The sequence below is a fragment of the Sulfuriferula sp. GW1 genome (assembly GCF_047300855.1).
Lineage (GTDB): Bacteria > Pseudomonadota > Gammaproteobacteria > Burkholderiales > Sulfuriferulaceae > Sulfuriferula.
On record NZ_CP170197.1, the window covers coordinates 199,303 to 219,115 of the forward strand.

The following is a 19,813-nucleotide window of genomic DNA, read 5'->3' on the forward strand; positions in this document are numbered from 1 at the left end:
CAACCGGGCAGTGTTTCCGAATACTCCCCGGATATTTCCCCAGCGCGTCAGGAGACGCGCGTCAGTACCACGCCGTGTTTTGCTATGACGTTTTGCTGTCTTTGTGCTGGAAAAAATCGTGTAGTTCTATTTCCGTTGGCTGTTTCCGGAATACGACCTCATCGTCCACAACCAGATTCGGCGAATGTCGGATGCCAAATTTTTGAACAAGGTCGGCGCAGTCTTCCACGAAACACACGCGGTACGGAATCCGCAAGCATTCGAGTTCCTTTTCCAGATTTTTACGATGCGTACAGGCTTTCGTTGCGATGATCATGACATCCATGCTTGCCTCCAGAAAAGCCAGGCGGCTTGCCCGCCTGGTTAACGCGCTTACATCTTCGCGGGTGAAGCAGGCATGTCCTTGCGCATCTGGTCCATCTGTTTGCGCATCTGTCCCATTTTCTTTTTGGTGCCGGCATCCATCGCCTTACCCTTGCCCATCATGCCTGCCATTTCATTCATCATGCCCCCCATCTGCTTCATCTGTTTTGACATCTTCTTCATGGTCTCTGGGTCCATGCTGCCACTGTCCATCATGCCGGACATATCCTTCATCTCGCTCGACATGTCATTCATCAGGCCGGACATCGGTTGCATGTCCGCCCCGCCCTTGCCCTCCATCATGCCCATTCCCCCGTGGCCATGACCGTCCTGCCCGGTGTGGCTTTCCGCAAAGACCGGAACCGCAAATGCCGTGCCTGCGACAAGCAACAACGCGCCAACTTTTCCTAGAATTGCATGTTTCATGATTTACTCCTCGGTTAACGGGGACACTCCCCGGTTTTAATTGCCCATGGATTCAGGTAATCCCATGCGACATGGGCAGCTAAGCTGTTCATGTACAAATGCGATCACCTAAATTGTTTTCCGGCATTACAGGATTCCTCGCCGGAGTTTTTCAATGTTTTTCCGGAAAGCAGCGAATGGATCAAATTATGAACAGTAGGCCGCTGGCCATGACATCAATCTGACGGCGGGATTACATTTTTGTAATGCTGCATTCTGGGTCAGCGGGCATAATCGACAGGATAAATTGGGGGTGAAATGAAAATTCTGGTGGTCGATGACGAACCCAAGACCGGCGATTACTTGCGCAAAGGCCTCACCGAATCCGGTTTTACCGTGGATCTGGCGCGCACCGGGACCGACGGCGAACTATTTGCGCTGTCCGGTGAGTATGACCTCATCGTGCTGGACGTGATGCTGCCGGGCATGGACGGCTGGCAGGTGCTGCAGAGCATCCGCAAGACAAAATCGGTGCCGGTGCTGTTCCTGAGCGCGCGCGATACGGTGGAGGATCGGGTGCGCGGCCTGGAGCTGGGCGCCGACGATTACCTGCCCAAGCCGTTTGCTTTTGCCGAACTGCTGGCGCGTATCCGCAGCCTGTTGCGGCGCGGCGTACGGCAGATGCCGGAGACGCTGCGCGTGGCCGATCTGGAACTGGATCGCATCAAGCACCGCGCGAGCCGGGGCGGCCAGCGCATCGATCTCACCGCCAAGGAATTCCTGTTGCTGCAACTGCTGATGGAACGCCAGGGCGAAGTGCTGTCGCGCTCGCTGATCGCCTCCCAGGTATGGGACATGAATTTCGACAGCGACACCAACGTGGTCGACGTGGCGATACGACGGCTGCGCGCCAAGGTGGACGACCCCTATCCGCACAAACTGATCCACACCCTGCGCGGCATGGGCTATGTGCTGGAAGCGCGGCCGTGATGTTGTGGCGCGGCCTTTCCCTGACCCAGCGACTGACCCTGTTGTTTGCCGGGGCGACCGCGCTGGTATTTTCGGTCACCGGTTTCTACCTGTACCAGGCACTGGCCACGCAACTGGAAATTCGCAACGATGCGGAACTGCTCGGCAAGCTGCAGCAATTGCGCCACCTGTTGTCGGAAGTGCCCGATACGGCTGCTATCCTGGCTGATCCGCACCGGTTTCACGATGTGGCCATAGGCACTGAGGGGCTGCGCCTGCGCATCCTGGATGAAGATGGCCGGATGGTGGCAGGTGTGGGAGACGTGCCGAGCCTGCCCTTGCCTGCAGCGCTCACGGCGGCGGATCTGCCTGCGCCCGACGCAATACGCGACTGGCGCATGAGTGATGGCGGCCACGGGCGCGTGCTGGCGGCGTGGGCGCATCTCGGGGCCAATGCCCAGGGCCCTCGGGTGCTGGTGGTGCTGGCGCGGGAAAGCCCGCAGCGCATGGTCTTGCTGCAGAACTACCGAACCAGACTGCTGATTGCGCTGGGCGGCGGCGTGGCCGTCATGGCCCTGCTTGGTTTCGCCGTGGCGCGGCGCGGCCTGGCGCCGCTGGGCCGGGTCACTGCCGCGGCAGGTGGCATTAGCCCGAGCCAGCTGGATCAGCGTCTCGACATCGCCAAGGCGCCGGCAGAAATCGCCGATCTGGTCCGCGCCTTCAACCACATGCTGGACCGCCTGCAGGATGGCTACGAGCGGCTGAGTCAATTTTCTGCCGATCTCGCCCATGACCTCCGTACGCCGATCAGCAATTTGATGGTGCAGAGCCAGGTGGTTCTGGCGCGTCCCCGTTCCGTGGAAGAATACCAGGCGTTGCTGGCTTCCAATATCGAGGAATACGAACGGCTGGCGCGAATGGCTGAGAGCATGCTGTTTCTGGCACGGGCCGACAACGCGCAGATCGCGCTGCGCCGCGAACACCTGAACATGGAGCGCGAACTGGGCCGTATTGCGGAATACTTCGAAGGCGTGGCGGAAGAGGCCGGGGTGACGCTGGCAGTAGACGCCACGGGCACGCTTGACGCCGATCCGGTGCTGCTCAACCGGGCCTTGAGCAATCTGATCGCCAATGCCATCCGTTACACCCCGCGCGGGGCAGTGATCAGAGCCAGCGCCCGGCCTCTTCCAGACGGAGGCTACACCATCCAGGTCGTCAATCCCGGCGCGGGTATTGCGCCCGAACATTTGAGCCGGTTATTTGACCGTTTCTATCGGGCGGACAGCGCGCGTGCGGGTTCCGAAGCGGCCTCCGGGCTGGGACTGGCCATCGTCAAGGCGGTGATGGGGTTGCACGGCGGTACGGTGCACGTGGAAAACGGTAAAAACCAGGAGACGCTGTTCGAGTTAAGGTTTGCGCCGGCGCATGGCAGCTACTGAGTCAGTACCAGTAGCCAGATCACCGCGACGTTGATCAGCGCAATCAGTACCGCTGCGCTGCCCATATCCTTGGCACGCTTGATGAGGTGGTGGTTTTCCAGCGAGATGCGGTCGACAGCAGCTTCTACCGCTGAATTCAGCAACTCGACGATGAGTACCAGCAGCACCGATGCGATCATCAGTGCCCGGCCAATCGCGTCCGGCTCCAGGTATAGCGCCAGCGGGATGAGGATGATGGCGAGCAGCATTTCCTGGCGGAACGCGTCTTCGTGCCGGATGGCGGCCTTGAGACCGTCGAGCGAGTAAAAAAACGCGTTGAACACACGCTTGACGCCGGTTTTGCCTTTGAAGGGGGATTCTTGCATGGAGCTTGCCTCAAACAAATAGCGCCAGCCTAAAGAAAACGCGGACAGGGCGCTACCGTGTCCGTGTAAATTTCTCTGCAAAAACGAATCCAGCCACAGAGAACACAGAGGTCACAGAGATAATGTTTTCGTCTTTCTCTGAGTTCTCTGTGCCCTCTGTGGCAAACGCTTTCTGAATTAACGCTTCCAGACAAGATCCAGTTCGCGTGCTGCTTTGACGTCATCGAGTCGCCGCACCGGCTGGGTATACGGCGCGCCCTTGACCAGATTGGGGTTGCTGCGCGCCTCGGCCAGGATGGTTTTCATGGCTGCGATGAAGCCATCCAGCGTTTCTTTGGATTCGGTTTCGGTCGGCTCGATCAGCAGGCATTCCGGCACGAGCAGCGGGAAATAGGTGGTGGGGGCGTGGTAGCCATAATCGAGCAGACGCTTGGCGAAGTCCATCGCGGTCACGCCGGTTTCGTCCTTGAGTTTTTTCAGCGTGATGATGAACTCGTGGCTGGCGCGGCGCGTGGGGAAGGCAATATCGAAACCGGCTTTTTTCAACTCGGCCAGCAGGTAGTTGGCGTTGAGCGTGGCGAAGTCTGCCACGCGGTGCATGCCTTCCGCACCCAGCATGCGCGCGTAGATGTAGGCGCGCAGCAGTACTCCCGCGTTGCCGTTGTTGGCGCTCATGCGGCCGATGGATTGCGGGATGTCGGCTTCCACCAGCAGACGGTAACGGCCCTTGTCATGGGCAACCACGGGTACCGGCAGGAACGGCAGCAAACGTTCCGAAACACCCACCGGGCCGGCGCCTGGTCCGCCGCCGCCGTGCGGGGTGGAGAAGGTTTTATGCAGGTTCATGTGGATCACGTCGAAACCCATGTCGCCGGGTTTGACGCGCCCCAGAATAGCGTTGAGGTTGGCGCCGTCGTAATACAGCAGACCGCCGGCGTCGTGCACGATTTTCTGGATGTCCTGGATTTTTTTCTCGAACACGCCCAGCGTGGACGGATTGGTGAGCATCAGTCCGGCAGTGTTCGGGCCGACGGCGGCGCGCAACGCCTCCAGATCGACGTCGCCTTCGCGGTCGGTGGGTATCTCGCGCACCGTGTAACCGCACATCACTGCAGTGGCGGGATTGGTGCCGTGCGCGGCGTTGGGAACGATGATCTCGCGCCGCGCGTGGTCGTTGCGCGCATCGTGGTAGGCGCGAATCATCGCCACGCCGGCGAATTCGCCCTGCGCGCCGGCCATCGGTGCCATCGACACGCCGGCCATGCCGGTGACGTCTTTGAGTATTTCCTGCAGTTCATACATCGAGGCGAGGAAACCTTGCCCGGTTTCGGCCGGAGCATGCGGGTGGCGCGCCAGGAATTGCGGCAGCATCGCCAGCGAGTTGCAGGCGCGCGGATTGTATTTCATGGTGCATGAACCCAACGGGTAGAACTGGGTGTCGATGGAGAAATTCTTCTGCGACAGGCGCGTGTAGTGGCGCACCACGTCCATTTCCGAAGCTTCAGGCAAGCTGGGCGAATCGGTGCGCATCAGGTGGGCGGGCAAGTCGCTTACATCGGCGGCCTGTTCAGGCATCTGCGCGTGCGCGGCACGGCCCGGGCGGGAGTGTTCGAATATCAGCATGGGTCTAGCCTAATGATGTACTTGATCAAAAACCATTTTCGCCACGGAGAACACAAAGATTTTCCTCTGAACCCTCAGTGTTCTCTGTGGCTATGGGTTTTATTGCAAAACCGCCAAAGCGGCGTCGTAGTCGGGTTCGATCTTGATCTCCGGGACCAGTTGGGCGTGGATGACCTTGTTGGCTTCATCCAGCACCACCACGGCACGGGCGGTGACGCCAGCCAGCGGGCCGTCGGTGATTTTCACGCCGTAGGCCTGCATGAAATCGCCACCGCGCAAGGTGGACAGGGTTACCACATTGTCCAGTCCCTCGGTGCTGCAAAAACGCCCTTGCGCGAATGGCAGATCAGCGGAGATCACCAGCACCACGGTATTGGCCAGGCTGCCGGCTTTTGCATTGAATTTGCGTGTGGACTCGGCACATACCGGGGTATCCAGCGAAGGCACGATATTCAGCACCTTGCGCTTGCCGGCAAACTCGGCCAGGCCGACATCGGCCAGATCCTTGTTGGTCAGTTTGAAATCCGGTGCGGTATCGCCGGTTTTGGGGAAATTGCCTGCCACTTGGATGGGGGTGCCGCCTAGGGTTACTGTACTCATGGTCATGTCTCCTTGGTGGTTGATAAATCAGGATTTGTACGCGCAGGGCGGGGCTTCGCGGCGCTTGGACAGTATCCGCGCCAGTTGCTGCGCGTATAGATCGAGGTCGGCGGCGGTTTTGGTTTCGGTCGCGCAGACCAGGATGGCGTTGCCCAGCTCCGGGTAATGCCCGCTTAAATCATAGCCGCCCAGAATGCCTTGCGCTTGCAATGCACGCAGTACTTCGCCCGCTGGCGCGTCGATCTGGATCACGGCCTCATGGAAGCAGTGTGCGCTGAATACGCGCTTCACGCCGGCAATGGCGCCCAGTTTTTCCAGCAAAATGCGTGTGTTGGCGTGACAGGCAGCGGCGGCGCGCTTCAGGCCTTCCGGTCCCAGCAGGCTCATGTAGATGGTGGAGGCGGTGACCACCAGGCCCTGATTGGTGCAGATGTTGGACGTGGCCTTGGAGCGGCGGATGTGCTGTTCGCGCGCTTGCAGGGTCAAGGCAAAGCCGGGTTTTCCGTCCAGATCCACAGTGCGCCCGACGATGCGGCCGGGCATCTGGCGCACCAGTTCCTGCTTGCAGGTCATGAATCCGTAATAGGGGCCGCCGCTGGACAATGGCGCACCCAATGGCTGGCCTTCACCTACGGCGATGTCTGCACCTTTGGCACCCCATTGGCCTGGTGCTTTCAGCAATGCCAGCGAAGTCGGGTTGACCAGCGCGATGACGCGAGCGCCGTGCGCGTGCGCCCAGTCGGTAAGGGCATCGACTTCCTCCAGCGCGCCGAAGAAATTGGGCTGCGGCACCACCAGCGCGGCGAAGTCGCCCATATCCGCAGTCGGCACGGGGGTGATACCGGTCGCCGGGTCGTAGTCCAGCTCGATGATTTCGATGTGCTGGTTTTTAACGATGCCACTTACTACCGCTCGATACACCGGGGATACGGTACGGGGCATCAGTACGCGCGCCGCACCCTTGTGCGCGCGCACCGCCATCAGCACTGCTTCGGCCAGCCCGGAGCCACCGTCGTAGAGCGAGGCGTTGGACACATCCAGACCGGTCAGCGAGGCCATCATGGTCTGGTATTCATAAATCAGTTGCAGCGTGCCTTGCGAAGCCTCGGCCTGATAAGGTGTATAGGCCGAATAGAATTCGCCGCGCGTCGTAATCTGCCACACCGCTGCCGGGATGTGGTGCTCGTAAGCGCCGGCGCCGATGAAGTTGAGATAGCGGCCGTCGGCCTCGGCGCGTTCCTGCATCAGGCGGTTGATTTCCATTTCGCTCAGCGCGGTGGGTACCTTGGTGAGCTTGCCGTTACGCAGTGCTGCGGGGATTTCGTCGAACAGCGCGTCGATGGAAGGCGCGCCGATCGCGGCCAGCATGGCCTGGATGTCGTGTTCAGTGTGCGGGATGAAAGGCATGATGTGTCCTGCTGATTCGGTTGAGTGCGCCAGTTTTTTTAATGCGCCTCGGATTCCACCAGCGCCTGGTAGGCGGCAGCGTCGAGCAGGCTGTCGAGGTCGGCGGCATTATCCGGCTTGAGGGTGAACATCCAGGCGGCGTGCGCGCCCTTGTTGATCGCTTCCGGAGCGGCTTCGACCTCGGCGTTGGCGGCAACGACTTCACCGGCGATGGGCGCGTACACGTCGGAAGCGGCCTTCACCGATTCCACCACCGCGCATTCTTCGCCTGCAGCAAGTTTGCGGCCTACTGCAGGATTTTCCACAAACACCATGTCGCCCAGCAAATCCTGAGCGTGTTCGGTAATACCAACGGTTACTGTGCCGTCGGCATTGAGTTTGGCCCATTCGTGGGATTGGGTGTATTTCAGATCGGCGGGAATGTTCATTGTGCTCTCCTGGAGAAATGTCGAATGTTTAAACCAAAGCTTTACCATTACGAGCGAAAGGGTAGTTGACGACCTTCGCCTTGAGTTTTTTGTCGCGGATTTCGACTTCGACTTCCGCACCCGGCGCGATACCCAGCGGGATACGAGCCAGCGCGATGGATTGCTGCAGCGTGGGCGAGAAACTGCCGCTGGTGATTTCACCAACGCCATGTTGGGTATGGACTTGCTGGTGCGCGCGCAGCACGCCTTTATCCAGCAGCACCAGACCGACCAGCTGTTGATGGATGTCACGTTTTTGCAACGCCGATTTGCCGATGAAATCGCGCTCGCTGTGCAGATCAACCGTCCATGCCAGGCCGGATTCCAGCGGGTTGGTGGTTTCATCCATATCCTGGCCATACAGGTTCATGCCCGCTTCCAGGCGCAGCGTGTCGCGCGCACCCAGGCCGATCGGCTTGACGCCCAGCGTGGCGAGCAGGTGCCAGAAAGCCTCGGCCTCGTTCGCTGGCAGGATCACCTCGAAGCCATCCTCGCCGGTATAACCGGTACGGGCAATGAAATATTGCCGGAATTCAACTGCGTTAAACGGCTTGAGTTCTTCGGTCTCGGCTTGTGTGCCGGGGATCGCCGCCCACACGCGGGCACGGGCATTGGGTCCCTGCACCGCGATCATCGCGAGGTCACGACGCGGAGTGATGGCGAGGCCGCGACCCTCTGCCTGTTTTTGCATCCATGCCACATCCTTTTCTGCGGTACCGGCATTGACCACGATGCGGAACCAGTCTTCCGTCAGAAAATAAATGATGAGGTCGTCGATCACACCGCCATCGGGGTTCAGCATGCATGAGTACAGCGCTTTGCCCGGCAGCTTGAGCTTGTCCACGTTGTTGGCGACCAATTTGCGCAGGAAGCCGCGCACGTTGGCGCCTTTCACATCCACCACCAGCATGTGGCACACGTCGAACATGCCGGCATCGGTGCGCACCTGATGGTGCTCCTCAATCTGCGAGCCGTAGTTGACCGGCATGTCCCAGCCGCCGAAATCCACCATCTTGGCGCCCATGGCGCGGTGTGCAGCGTTGAGCGGGGTTTGTTTAAGCATGACTGCGTCCTTGTTGTTGTTCGGCGTAATAACTGCTGCGCACCAGAGGGCCGGCCTTGACCCAGGCAAAGCCCAGCGCGCGCGCGTCGTTTTCGTATTCGGCAAACATATCGGGGTGGATATATTCGACTACCGGCAAGTTATCCAGCGACGGACGCAAATATTGCCCCAGCGATACCCGTGCCACGCCGGCGTCGCGTAAATCCTTTAACACGTCCATCACTTCCGCACGGGTTTCGCCCAGCCCCAGCATCAGCGCGGATTTGGCTTCCACGCCGGGTTGCTGCGCGGCCTTGTTCAGCAGCATGAGCGAGCGTGCGTATTGAGAACCTTTGCGCGCCGTTTTATACAGGCGCGGTACGGTTTCCACGTTGTGTCCCCACACCAGGTCGCGGCGCGTGCCTGCGGGCAGATTCGCCAGTGTGTCGATGATGGTGGCAACAGCTTCGTCCTGGCAGGCGCGGAAATCCGGGGTCAGGTATTCCACGCCGATCTGTGCATCGCTCAGGCGCAGTTGCTGCAAGGTTTCGGCAAAAATCGAGGCGCCACCATCGGGCAGGTCATCGCGGTTGACCGAGGTAAGCACGATGTATTGCAGTTGCAATGCCCTCACCGCCTCCGCTACGCGGCGCGGCTCGTCGGCATCGAACCAGGCAGGTTTACCGGTTTTTACCGAGCAAAAGCCGCAGGCCCGGGTGCAGGTATCGCCCAGCAGCATGAAAGTAGCGGTACCACGGCTCCAGCATTCGCCGCGATTCGGGCAGCGCGCTTCCTCGCATACGGTGTGCAGGCGGTTGCCATGCACCGCCTCGCCGGTTTTGCCGTAGTGGGTGTCGATGCCGAGGTTCTGGCGGATCCAGATCGGCATGCGTGCGGCATTGGGGACGCGTGCAGACGGTTGGGATGGGAGGATGTCTGGTGTCATGGACTCGGTAAATAAAATAAAGGGATATCGACCGGCGTATTCAATTGCGCAGTTTCAGCCGTCACCCCTCTGTCCTGTTTACCTGAGAGATTACGATGTGAGTGAAACACCGTGTGCCCCTTCGGTGGGCGCTGGCCGTGTGTTTTGGCGCGCCGCTCTCCAGAGATGTCCTGTTGAATGCGGTTCGGGGGCCTGAGCGGTTCTGGGTGAATTACGCCTTCGGCGGCGCGACGGGCGCGCACTCTCCCGCAGTTACTGCGGACAAGCGCGCACTATACCTCATGCGGCCGGATTCAGACAATCAACTACGTATAATCAAATGCCATCTGAGCAGATTATTTGAAGCATGAAGCCTTTGGCCCAGCGAGGTGAAATCAATTTCCGTGGGCCGGTTTTTTTCTGGTCGTTGCGGTGCGTACCTGATTACGGCCAGCGTGTTTGGCTTCATAAAGTGCGGCGTCTGCCACCGCGAGCAAATCCGCTGCATTCGAAAACTGTTCGCTTGAGGCAGCGCCGGCGCTAAGCGTGACGTTGAAACTCTGTCCGTCATGAACAAAATTAACCTCCGCAAAGTGTTGTCGAATATCGTCAAGCAGGTGCTCCGCATCAGCCAGCGTGCATTCCGGCAGGGCGATGGCGAACTCCTCGCCACCATAGCGACCGATGCTGTCCTGGCGACGCAGGCGCTGCCGCATCAGCTGACCCAGTGTCTTGATGACCTGATCGCCCATGAGGTGTCCCCGCGTATCGTTTACCTGTTTGAAGTGATCGATATCCACCATTGCCACGGTCAGCGGTTTGGCCAAACGGAGGGCGCGGCCCACTTCATGCGTCAATTGGTTTTTGAAGCTGGCATGTTTGAGCAGTCCGGTCAGGCTGTCCTGATTCATCAGTTCCGATATTTTACGCGAGCGCGCTGCCCGGGCCCGGACTGCAGCGATCAACTGCGGGGCGGAGATGGGTTTGGTCAGGAAGTCGTCAGCGCCACTGCCCAGGGCTTTGATCTGTTGATCCAGGCCACCCTCTGCAGAAAGATAAATGATAGGCAAGCTTAACCAGGTTTGATCGAAGCGGATGATCCGGGCCAGTTCCGCACCGGAGCATTCCGGCATATGCAGATCCATAAGGACCAGGTCGGGGTGCAGGCGCTCGATTGCCGCCAGTACATTGCGTGGTTCAGAGATGGTCTCTGCCAGTATGCCGGCGGCAGTCAATACCAGCCGGTAATGCTCGGAGAGGATCTGGTCGTCATCCACGATCAAGACTCGGTAAGGGGTGTGTTCGCGCTCGCGCAACAGTCTTTCGATATGCGCGGCCAGAGTGGGGATGTCCGTGGGTTTGATCAGAAAAGCATCGCCGCCGGCTCGAGCTGCCGCCAACTTTGCCTGGAAATCGCTTCGTCCGGTCAGAAAAATGGTAGGGAGCTGGTAGCCCAATCGAGCAAAGAGTGACGCTGTGCCCTGCGTGCCGTTGGCAGGGATTTGTCCTTCCAGCATGATATCTACCACCAGCACATCAGGCGATTCGGCGCTGATGGCTGCTTCGGCGTCAGCAAAACCGGGAAAGAGAATTACTTTATAGTCAAACTGATTCAGTCCCTGCTTGAGTTTGACGCCTAACTCGGGGTCATCCTCGATCAAGAAGATGCAGGCTTGTTTTTGCCCTGCAGGCGGCAGGATTGGTGCCTCCGGGTGCCTGGCTAGGAGGGAGGCTTCGGGGCTGGTCAATGTATCGCCAAGCGCCAACAGACCGGCTTTCCATTCTGCCCATTGAAGAGGTAACGGCGCGGTAGCGCGCTCTAGCCAGGTCTGAACCGTTACTTCCAGTGAGTGCGCCTGAAGGGAAAGCGCTGCAAAACCGAAAGTGCCGCCGGAACCCGCCAGCTTGTGCAGTCGGGCATGGATATCTGTCAGCATGGATCGAGGGATATCCTGCTCCTGCCCGGCGACACGACTCTTCAGGTCATTCAGGGCATGCTCCAGCTGCATGGCATATTGTTTCTGCAGCGCGGCCAGCTGTGCCGGGAAATCCATGGAATCAGCCAAGGCTTTGCTCCCAGATTTGTCGCACCCGGGTTGCCAGATTCATCGGGTCGAAGGGTTTGGGAATGACATCCAGTGCTCCCATGGCCTGGAACTGCGCCACCTCGGTTGGCTGGACTTTGGCGGTGAGGAAAATCACCGGAATTGCCGCCGTCGCGGTATCGGCGCGCAGGTGTTGCAGCGTGGTGGGGCCATCCATGCCCGGCATCATGACGTCCAGCAGAATCAGGTCGGGCGCAAAATCTTCAACTTTATCCAGGGCGTCCTGTCCGCTGCCGCAGATCATTACCTGAAAGCCGCCCACCATTTCCAGCGCCAGTTTCGCCACGGCCTGGATATCGGGTTCGTCTTCCACGTAGAGAATGCGTTCGAGCTTCATTGTTTCTGTCCTCCTTGATGGGAGATATGATCCGCAAGCAGTAACTTCAGGGTGTTCAGCAAATCCTGATTGGAGGTGCGCGCCTTGACCAGTGCCGATTGCACCGCATCCTGTTGTACCTGGGTCGGTTCGGTACCCGACAGCACGACTACCGGCGGTTCCGGTTTCAGCGTCTTCAATAAGGGTAGCAGTTCCCAGCCGCTGCCGTCCGGCAGGCCGATGTCCAGAATCACCAGGCTATAGTGTTCTTGTGCCAGCTTGGTGCGTGCCTCCGCCAGGGTATGCGCAATGTCGAAGTCGGCCACATCGCGGCCGATGGCGGCAACGATGTGATGCAGATCGGCCTCGTCCTCCACGTGCAGAACGCGCGGCTTGGTTGTGTTCAGGCGTGGCAGGAAATTATTGATCGCAGCAATCAAGTGCTTTTCGTCGATTGGTTTTTCGAGCCAGTCGATGGCTTTGAAGTCGCCGTTGATGGCCAGCTTGCTATCCTCAAGCCGGGCCGATATCACAATAATGGGCAGGTTCTTGAGTTTGTCCTGGCTGCGGATCTGCCGGATCAGCGATACACCGCTCTGATCCGGCAGCATCATATCCAGCGTCATGGCCGCGTACTCATTGTGCGCCAGGCGGCTCAGGGCGGTCTTGCCGTCATAGGCGACATCGACCTGATATCCCGCGTGGTTCAACATCATCGTCAGTAGCCGGGCGATATCCGGTTCGTCTTCCACCACCAGCAGGCGCGGGCCGTCGGCCATGCTCGTCGCGATGGCTTGCTGCGGTGACGCTATAGGCACCTCCCACAATGGCAGTTCGAAATAGAAACGCGCACCCTGCCCTTCCACCGAATCGAAGCCTACCCGCCCATTCATGCGCTCGACGATCTCTTTGGTGATCGCCAGCCCCAAGCCGGTCCCGCCTTTCTGACGCGTGTCCGACGAATCAGCCTGGGCAAATTTCTGAAAAATGCGGTTGCGGAATTCCGCCGAAATGCCGGGGCCATGGTCGATCACCTCGACACGTACCGTGTCCTTGAGTTGGCGTACTGCAATTTCGACCTGCCCCCCTTGGGGTGAGAACTTGGCAGCATTGGAGAGGAAATTGCTCAACACCTGCTGCAGCCTTCCAGCATCGACGCGTACCTGCGCGCCATCACTGCGTTGCGTCAGTGCAAAGCTCACCTGGTACTGCTCACCATAAGCACGCACGGCATCCAGAGCGTGTTCCACCAATGGCGTGAGTAACTGTACCTGCAAGTCGAAGCGCATCATGCCCGCCGCCAGTTTTTCCATGTCCAGCAGGTCGTTGATGAGATGCGCCAGGCGCTGGCTGTTCTTGTTGGCGATGTCGAGCATCTGTTTGGCCTGTGCCGGCATCTCCCCGAGGGTACCGCTGACAACCAGGCCGAGTGCGCCGCTGATGGCAGTGAGGGGTGTGCGTAACTCGTGACTGACGGTGGAGACGAACTCGCTTTTCAGTTGATCGAGGCGCTTGCGCTCGGTGATGTCGCTGCCTATTCCCAGGAAGCCGCTGATCTGGCCGTGCGCGTCCCACACCGCGGTCACGGACAGCAACACCGGGAAGCGCGAGCCATCCTTGCGAATGTAAGTCCATTCACGTTCGTCCGCAGCGCCGAGACGTGCCTTGACCACAAATGCCTCGAACCCCGGTTCAATGGCTCTGCCCAATTCCCCGGATAATTTCATGGCATATGCCGATACCTCATTCTTGTCATGGAGGATGGCAGGTGTCTGCTTGCCGACCATTTCTTCGGTTGTGTACCCCAGCATGCGCTCGGCACTCTGGTTGAAAGTCTGGATCACGCCATCCGCATCAGTGGAAATGATGGAAAAGTTGGCGCTGTCCAGAATGGCCTTGCGCATCGCCGTGAGCGCTTGCAGCTGCGTATCGGCCTGCTTGCGCTCGGTAATGTCACGCACCAGCCCGATATAGAGCGGTTCACCCCGATGCGCACTGCGCGACACGGCGAGATCCATCGGGAAAGTCGTACCGTCCTTGCGTTGGCCGACCACCTCGCGGCCGATGCCGATGATGCGCCGCACGTTGGTGGCATGGTAGTTGGCCAGGTAGCCGTCATGCTCGCTATGATAAGGTTCGGGCATGAGCATCTTGACGTTATTGCCGATCACTTGCTGTGCCGCGTAACCAAAAATATGCTCGGCGGCAAGGTTGAATGACTGAACGATGCCCTGGCTATCGATGGTAATGATGCCGTCGATGACGTTGTCGAGAATGATCTGGGTATGCTGAGCGCTTTCCCGGGAGGCGCGTTCCACCAGCTTGCGATCGGTGATATCCCAGTTTGTGCCCGATACGCGCAATGGCGCACCTTGCTCGTCACGCTGGATCACTGAGCTGGCTCTAATCCAGCGCAGTTGACCATCCGGCCAGATGACACGGAATTCGGACTCGAAGTTACCCTCTCCCCTGAGACAATCCGCGAACTCCTGCACTTGCTTGACCTGGTCATCGGGGTGCAAGCTGGATTTCCATGCGTCAAAGGTACTGTTGAAATCGGTTTCCTTGATGCCATAGATGCGATACATGGTCGCATCCCAAACCAGGTGGTCGCTGGCGACATCGTAGTCCCAGATACCCACCTGGGCTGTATGAGTTGCAATTTCCAGGCGATTTGTTAATCGGGTCAGCTCATCATTGAGACGGAATTCGCGGCGCATGGCATCGCGCAGTTCCAGCTGACGCATCACCAGTCTGCCCAGAATCATTAACGCATCGCGTTGCGCATCGGTGAGCGTGTGCGGAACGCTATCGATCACGCACAACGTACCGATGCCGAAACCATCGGGCGTGAATAGCGGTGCGCCGGCATAGAAGCGAATATTCGGATCGGCCGTGACCAGTGGGTTGTCGCGGAAGCGTTCGTCTTCAAGCGCGTTCGGCACTTCGAAAATCTCTTGCCCATGGATGGCATGACCGCAAAACGAAATATCGCGCGGCGTTTCAGGCGCATCTATGCCATGCCTGCTCTTAAACCACTGTCGTTCTGCGTCCACTAGCGAGATGAGAGCGATGGGCGTACCGCAGATTTGAGCAGCCAGGCGAGTGAAATCGTCGAATTCCGCTTCGGCGGGTGTATCGAGGATGTCATAGCGGCGCAGAGCTATGAGTCGAGCGACTTCATTGTCCTTGATGGGGGCGGATTTCATTCGTGTCGCAATCTCCAGTGATCTTCACGCGCAGTGCAGAACCGCCGTTTTTTATAGAATACGCGCAATTCAAGGACCGGTGCGCTCAAAGCCTCAAACCGGCCAGAACAGGATATCGCGCCATAACGCGCCCAATGCATGCAGATGGATACGCTCGCCGCACTAATTCGTCGGGATGTTTTAATGTCGTCGCACGGCTCGACTTATCTCGCCCGGCGTTTTGTCTGCCAGTACGCCGGAGTTATGGGTAAAACACCAGCACCCGGTAACCGGTTGCGGGAAGATTGCCGATATCGAGCAGTAAATCGACGCTCGCCTCGCTACCTGGTTTGATGCCAGCGGTTTCTTTGGCGGTGGCGTGAAGATATTCGTTCGGCGCAAAAATGCGCTTTGCCAGCGCGGCGTCGTGGGTGTCGGTGAGGGTGAGTTCGATATGCGGATAGGCTTCGGCATAACCCGCCTCATTGGCGATCAGCAAGCTGACCTGGATACGCGACGGGTGCGCGGGATCGGAGAGCAGGTCGGAGCTGGAAATTTTGATGGCATCGGAGTCGCGCGGCAGCGGCACGCTGCAACCAAGGGCCGTACATGCAGCGGCCAGCCAGGGCTTGACGGCGGGTAGGCGGGCCGCGATCGGTGTGCGCAATAAATAGACCAGTTGCGCCGCCAGCAATAATCCGAGCAGGACGCTGCCGGTGCTGAGCAGCGCGGTGCGGATACGTTTGCGCCGCGCCAGGTTGGTGGTGCTTGTGGAGGAATCCGGGGCCAAGGACGGTTGTGCAAATTCCTGTGGCCGTTCTACAACGGGCTCCACGATGGGCGTTTCAACGGGCGTTTCAACAGCTTCCTCGATCGGTGCTTCGACGAGAGGCTCCGGCTCCTCAAATTTCGCAGTCTCCTCAACCGGAGGCGTTATTTCTTCGGCCGGTATGGTCGGCAAGTCTGTTTCAGGAGTGCTGATTTGCGCCACTTCTGGTTGCTCATCCGGGCTGTTCGAGAGTTCAGCTTCGGGTGAGACGCTGGTCTCGGCATGCGGTATGTCTGCCGGGAAGCTTGGGTAGACTTCCGGCGTCAGATATTCGCGCGCATCAAATACGCAGCTGCATACGCCGCAACGCACCTGCCCGTCGCGCGCTGCCAGGACTTCCGCGGAAACGCGAAACACGGTGTGGCAGTCGGGGCAGGTGGTGAGTATGTTCACGCTCGTTTTGTGCCGGCCAGACACGCCCAGCCATCTTCGGCGCGCCACAGGTGGATATCGAACCAGTCGGTATAGGCGGCGATGACCTTGTCCACCTGCTCGACCAGAATGCCGGACAGTACGATGTGCCCTCCATTCCGGCAGGCATTGGCGAGCAGCGGGGCAAGTGCCAGCAACGGGTTGGTGAGGATGTTCGCGACCACAATATCGGCATGCGTGGTCGGGGTGGCATCGGGCAGGTAAAAATCCGCCTGCACGGCGTTGTTGCGCGCATTGTCCTGTGCGGTGGCAACCGCCTGCGCATCGATGTCCACACCGCACGCGTAGCTGGCGCCGAATTTCAGCGCAGCAATGGCCAGAATGCCGGAGCCGCAGCCGTAATCCAGCACGCGCTCACCGCCCACGATATGGCGGTCCAGCCATTGCAGGCACAGGCGCGTGGTGGGGTGGGAGCCGGTGCCAAACGCCAGGCCGGGATCGAGTTTCAGGTTAATGGCGGCGCTATCGGGGGCCGCGTGCCAGCTGGGGATGATCCACAGTCGTTCGGAAATGCGGATCGGATCGAATTCAGCCTGGGTAAGTCGTACCCAGTCCTGTTCGGCGACTTGCTCAATACGGTATGCGGGGAGGGTAAAGCCTGCGGTTTGCGCGGCCTCTGCCAGGATCGCCGCCACATCGGCAGTTTGCGCAAACAGCGCGAGTACATTGTTGTCGCGCCATAGTTCATCTACGGGCATACCCGGTTCGCCGAAAATGGGAGCTTCCGTAGCAGTACCGGCCGCGGCGTCTTCGATGCTCACCGACAGGGCTCCGGCCTCCATCAGCGCATCGGACAAACGTTCTGCCTCGTCTGCGGTAGCGGCCAGGGTGACAGATTGCCAGGACATGGTGGCTAGGGTGTGGATGGTTTGGCGAGCTTTTGCTCAAGATAATGGATGCTGGTGCCACCTTCCACGAAAGCGGCGTCGTACATCAAATCCTGATGCAGCGGAATGTTGGTATTGATGCCTTCCACTATCATTTCCAGCAATGCGGTGCGCATTCGTGCAATGGCTTGCTCGCGCGTGGCGCCATGCGCCAGCAGTTTGCCGATCATGGAGTCGTAATACGGCGGTACAACGTAGTTCTGGTACACATGCGAATCCACCCGGATGCCTGGTCCGCCGGGCACGTGATAGGCGGTCAAACGCCCGGGTGACGGTACGAAGGTATAAGGATGTTCGGCATTGATGCGGCACTCGATGGCGTGGCCGTGGAACTCGATATCTTTTTGCTTGAAGCGCAGTTCTTCACCGGCAGCGATGCGGATCTGCTCCTGCACGATGTCCACGCCGGTAATCAGCTCGGTGACCGGATGCTCGACCTGCACGCGCGTGTTCATCTCGATGAAGAAAAACTCGCCATCCTCGTACAGGAACTCAAACGTACCTGCGCCACGATAGCCAATCTTGCGGCAGGCGGCGGCACAGCGCTCACCGATCTTGTCGCGCAGTTTGCGGTCCAGTCCAGGTGCCGGGGCTTCTTCGAGGATTTTCTGATGGCGGCGCTGCATCGAGCAGTCGCGTTCGCCGAGGTGGATGGCATGGCCGTGCTCGTCGGCCAGCACCTGAATTTCAATGTGCCGGGGTTTTTGCAGGTAGCGTTCCATGTACACCACCGGGTTGCCGAACGCGCTCTGCGCTTCGGCCTGGGTCATGGCGACCGCGTTGAGCAGCGCGCCATCGCTATGCACCACGCGCATCCCGCGCCCGCCGCCGCCGCCCGCGGCCTTGATGATGATCGGGTAACCCACCTGGTTGGCGATGCGCATGACTTCGTCCGGATTGTCCGGCAATGCACCGTCAGAGCCGGGTACGCACGGCACGCCGGAGGCTTTCATGGCGTCCTTGGCAGAAACCTTGTCGCCCATCAGGCGGATGGTTTCCGGGCGCGGGCCGATAAACACGAAGCCGGAAGATTCCACGCGCTCGGCAAAGTCGGCATTCTCCGACAGAAAACCATAGCCGGGGTGAATCGCCTCTGCATCGGTGAGTTCTGCTGCGCTGATAATTGCCGGCACGTTCAGGTAGCTCAGCGCCGAGGCGGCGGGGCCGATACACACCGATTCGTCGGCGAGCTTGACGTATTTGGCGTCAGCATCCGCCTCGGAGTGGACGGCGACTGTCTTGATACCCATTTCGCGACAGGCGCGCTGGATACGCAGAGCGATTTCGCCACGGTTGGCTATGAGGATTTTTTCAAACATGGAGTGCCTGTTAAATGATGGGGCCGTATAACCAGGATAGTTGCAGGATGAGCAGGGAGCGCCTTCGAATTAATCCTGCCAAATGATATTGAGTTTATCGGCGCTGCTTAAAATCCTGCTGATCCCGCCCGGTTTGTCAGCCAATGATAAACATCGGCTCGCCGTATTCCACCGGCTGACCGTTCTCGACCAGAATCGCCTTGATAACACCGCCCTGGTCGGCCTCGATTTCATTGAGCAGCTTCATCGCTTCGATGATGCACAGCGTTTCGCCGGCGGAAACGGTTTGCCCTACCTCCACAAAGGATTTGGCTCCCGGACTGGACGAACGGTAGAACGTGCCGACCATGGGCGATTTGACGATATGCCCCTCGGGTGCTGCGGCTTCGGCGGGCGCTGGCGCCACCGCAGGTGCATTCGTCGTGGGGGCGGCGGGAGGAGCAGCGGGCGCAGCAGGCGCGTAGCTCGGCATATTGCTCATGTAGATGGGCTGGGTGTTTTGTGCGGTACGGGTAATGCGGACTTTTTCTTCGCCCTCGGTGATTTCGAGTTCAGCAATGCCGGACTCTTCCACGAGGTCGATCAGTTTTTTAAGTTTTCTCAGATCCATATTCAGGCCTTGGTAGTCAGTTGGGTGAGCGCGTGGTCGAGCGCAAGTTCGTATCCCTGCGCGCCGAGTCCGCTAATGACGCCCACCGCCAGATCGCTGAAATACGAATGATGGCGGAAGGGTTCACGGGCAAATACATTCGACAGGTGGACTTCAATGAAAGGAATGGCCACGGCGGCCAGCGCGTCGCGTAGTGCAACGCTGGTGTGGGTGAAAGCTGCCGGATTGATGATGATAAAGCGGGTGCGCTGCCGGGCCGAGTGAATGCGGTCAATCAATGCCGCTTCGCTATTGCTTTGCCAGCATTCAAGTGCAATCTTGGCCGCCTTGGCACGCGCAGCCAGGCGTGCGTCGATGTCAGCGAGCGTCGTGCTGCCGTAATGCTCGGGTTCGCGCGTCCCCAACAGGTTCAGATTCGGGCCGTGCAGCACCAAAATATGCGGTGTTTCAGCCTTGCTTGCGGGCTTGGCGGAGCGTATGCGCTGGGAATTCATGGGCGCAAGTTTGCCGCAAGTTGGGTGA

The 19,813-nt window shown here is 59.2% G+C and carries 19 protein-coding genes and 1 riboswitch; of the genes, 2 read left to right on the forward strand and 17 right to left on the reverse strand.

The genetic code is table 11. The features are described 5' to 3' along the window. Window positions 1–82: 82 nt before the first annotated feature. Both ACFDAU_RS00975 and ACFDAU_RS00980 read right to left on the reverse strand, forming a co-directional pair. Entirely contained in the window at window positions 83–325 is a 243-nt protein-coding gene (locus tag ACFDAU_RS00975; protein WP_413438215.1) for a thioredoxin family protein, read from the reverse strand. Between the two features lie 47 nt (window positions 326–372). Further along, on the reverse strand, window positions 373–789 hold the full coding sequence (locus ACFDAU_RS00980; protein ID WP_413438216.1) for a hypothetical protein: 417 nt from the start codon (window positions 787–789) through the stop codon (window positions 373–375). A 297-nt stretch (window positions 790–1,086) separates the two neighbouring features. Here ACFDAU_RS00980 and ACFDAU_RS00985 point away from each other — a divergent pair, with 297 nt between their 5' ends. Together ACFDAU_RS00985 and ACFDAU_RS00990 are read left to right on the forward strand one after the other, a co-directional pair. Beyond that, window positions 1,087–1,758: a heavy metal response regulator transcription factor gene (locus ACFDAU_RS00985; protein WP_413438217.1), complete on the forward strand. Its 672-nt coding sequence runs from the start codon at window positions 1,087–1,089 to the stop codon at window positions 1,756–1,758. Continuing rightward, window positions 1,758–3,176 (forward strand): heavy metal sensor histidine kinase, encoded by a 1,419-nt coding sequence (locus ACFDAU_RS00990; RefSeq protein WP_413439480.1) that lies wholly within the window; start codon window positions 1,758–1,760, stop codon window positions 3,174–3,176. Before ACFDAU_RS00985 ends, ACFDAU_RS00990 begins: the two co-directional genes overlap by 1 nt. Here the strand turns inward: ACFDAU_RS00990 and ACFDAU_RS00995 are convergent. The 15 genes from ACFDAU_RS00995 to aroQ all read right to left on the reverse strand — a co-directional run bounded on the left by ACFDAU_RS00995 (window position 3,170) and on the right by aroQ (window position 19,785). Then, a complete protein-coding gene (locus tag ACFDAU_RS00995; protein WP_413438218.1) occupies window positions 3,170–3,541 on the reverse strand; it encodes a diacylglycerol kinase in 372 nt (123 codons plus the stop codon). The genes ACFDAU_RS00990 and ACFDAU_RS00995 overlap by 7 nt on opposite strands. Before the next feature lie 177 nt (window positions 3,542–3,718). Beyond that, window positions 3,719–5,164 (reverse strand): aminomethyl-transferring glycine dehydrogenase subunit GcvPB, encoded by a 1,446-nt coding sequence (gene gcvPB, locus ACFDAU_RS01000; RefSeq protein ID WP_413438219.1) that lies wholly within the window; start codon window positions 5,162–5,164, stop codon window positions 3,719–3,721. 99 nt (window positions 5,165–5,263) lie between these two features. Continuing rightward, window positions 5,264–5,764: a thiol peroxidase gene (tpx, locus tag ACFDAU_RS01005; protein WP_413438220.1), complete on the reverse strand. Its 501-nt coding sequence runs from the start codon at window positions 5,762–5,764 to the stop codon at window positions 5,264–5,266. A gap of 27 nt (window positions 5,765–5,791) precedes the next feature. Next, entirely contained in the window at window positions 5,792–7,171 is a 1,380-nt protein-coding gene (gene gcvPA, locus ACFDAU_RS01010; RefSeq protein WP_413438221.1) for an aminomethyl-transferring glycine dehydrogenase subunit GcvPA, read from the reverse strand. Window positions 7,172–7,209: 38 nt separating this feature from the next. Continuing rightward, window positions 7,210–7,599, reverse strand: coding sequence for a glycine cleavage system protein GcvH (gene gcvH, locus ACFDAU_RS01015; protein ID WP_413438222.1), 390 nt, complete (start codon window positions 7,597–7,599; stop codon window positions 7,210–7,212). Between the two features lie 28 nt (window positions 7,600–7,627). Next, on the reverse strand, window positions 7,628–8,701 hold the full coding sequence (gcvT, locus tag ACFDAU_RS01020; protein WP_413438223.1) for a glycine cleavage system aminomethyltransferase GcvT: 1,074 nt from the start codon (window positions 8,699–8,701) through the stop codon (window positions 7,628–7,630). Next, a complete protein-coding gene (lipA, locus tag ACFDAU_RS01025; RefSeq protein ID WP_413438224.1) occupies window positions 8,694–9,626 on the reverse strand; it encodes a lipoyl synthase in 933 nt (310 codons plus the stop codon). The genes gcvT and lipA overlap by 8 nt, the downstream gene beginning before the upstream one ends. Before the next feature lie 59 nt (window positions 9,627–9,685). Beyond that, a riboswitch (glycine riboswitch) is annotated at window positions 9,686–9,799 on the reverse strand. Between the two features lie 201 nt (window positions 9,800–10,000). Continuing rightward, window positions 10,001–11,671: a diguanylate cyclase domain-containing protein gene (locus ACFDAU_RS01030; RefSeq protein WP_413438225.1), complete on the reverse strand. Its 1,671-nt coding sequence runs from the start codon at window positions 11,669–11,671 to the stop codon at window positions 10,001–10,003. Continuing rightward, a complete protein-coding gene (locus ACFDAU_RS01035; RefSeq protein ID WP_413438226.1) occupies window positions 11,664–12,047 on the reverse strand; it encodes a response regulator in 384 nt (127 codons plus the stop codon). The genes ACFDAU_RS01030 and ACFDAU_RS01035 overlap by 8 nt, the downstream gene beginning before the upstream one ends. Then, window positions 12,044–15,235, reverse strand: a complete 3,192-nt coding sequence (locus tag ACFDAU_RS01040; RefSeq protein WP_413438227.1) for a PAS domain S-box protein — start codon at window positions 15,233–15,235, stop codon at window positions 12,044–12,046. Before ACFDAU_RS01040 ends, ACFDAU_RS01035 begins: the two co-directional genes overlap by 4 nt. Before the next feature lie 241 nt (window positions 15,236–15,476). Beyond that, complete coding sequence (locus ACFDAU_RS01045; protein ID WP_413438228.1) at window positions 15,477–16,436, reverse strand: DUF3426 domain-containing protein; 960 nt, start codon at window positions 16,434–16,436, stop codon at window positions 15,477–15,479. Further along, complete coding sequence (prmA, locus tag ACFDAU_RS01050) at window positions 16,433–17,323, reverse strand: 50S ribosomal protein L11 methyltransferase (RefSeq protein ID WP_413438229.1); 891 nt, start codon at window positions 17,321–17,323, stop codon at window positions 16,433–16,435. Before prmA ends, ACFDAU_RS01045 begins: the two co-directional genes overlap by 4 nt. Before the next feature lie 5 nt (window positions 17,324–17,328). Beyond that, a complete protein-coding gene (gene accC / locus ACFDAU_RS01055) occupies window positions 17,329–18,681 on the reverse strand; it encodes an acetyl-CoA carboxylase biotin carboxylase subunit (RefSeq protein ID WP_413438230.1) in 1,353 nt (450 codons plus the stop codon). A 136-nt stretch (window positions 18,682–18,817) separates the two neighbouring features. Further along, a complete protein-coding gene (gene accB, locus ACFDAU_RS01060; protein WP_413438231.1) occupies window positions 18,818–19,291 on the reverse strand; it encodes an acetyl-CoA carboxylase biotin carboxyl carrier protein in 474 nt (157 codons plus the stop codon). A gap of 2 nt (window positions 19,292–19,293) precedes the next feature. Next, entirely contained in the window at window positions 19,294–19,785 is a 492-nt protein-coding gene (aroQ, locus tag ACFDAU_RS01065; RefSeq protein WP_413438232.1) for a type II 3-dehydroquinate dehydratase, read from the reverse strand. Between the last annotated feature and the right edge of the window lie 28 nt (window positions 19,786–19,813).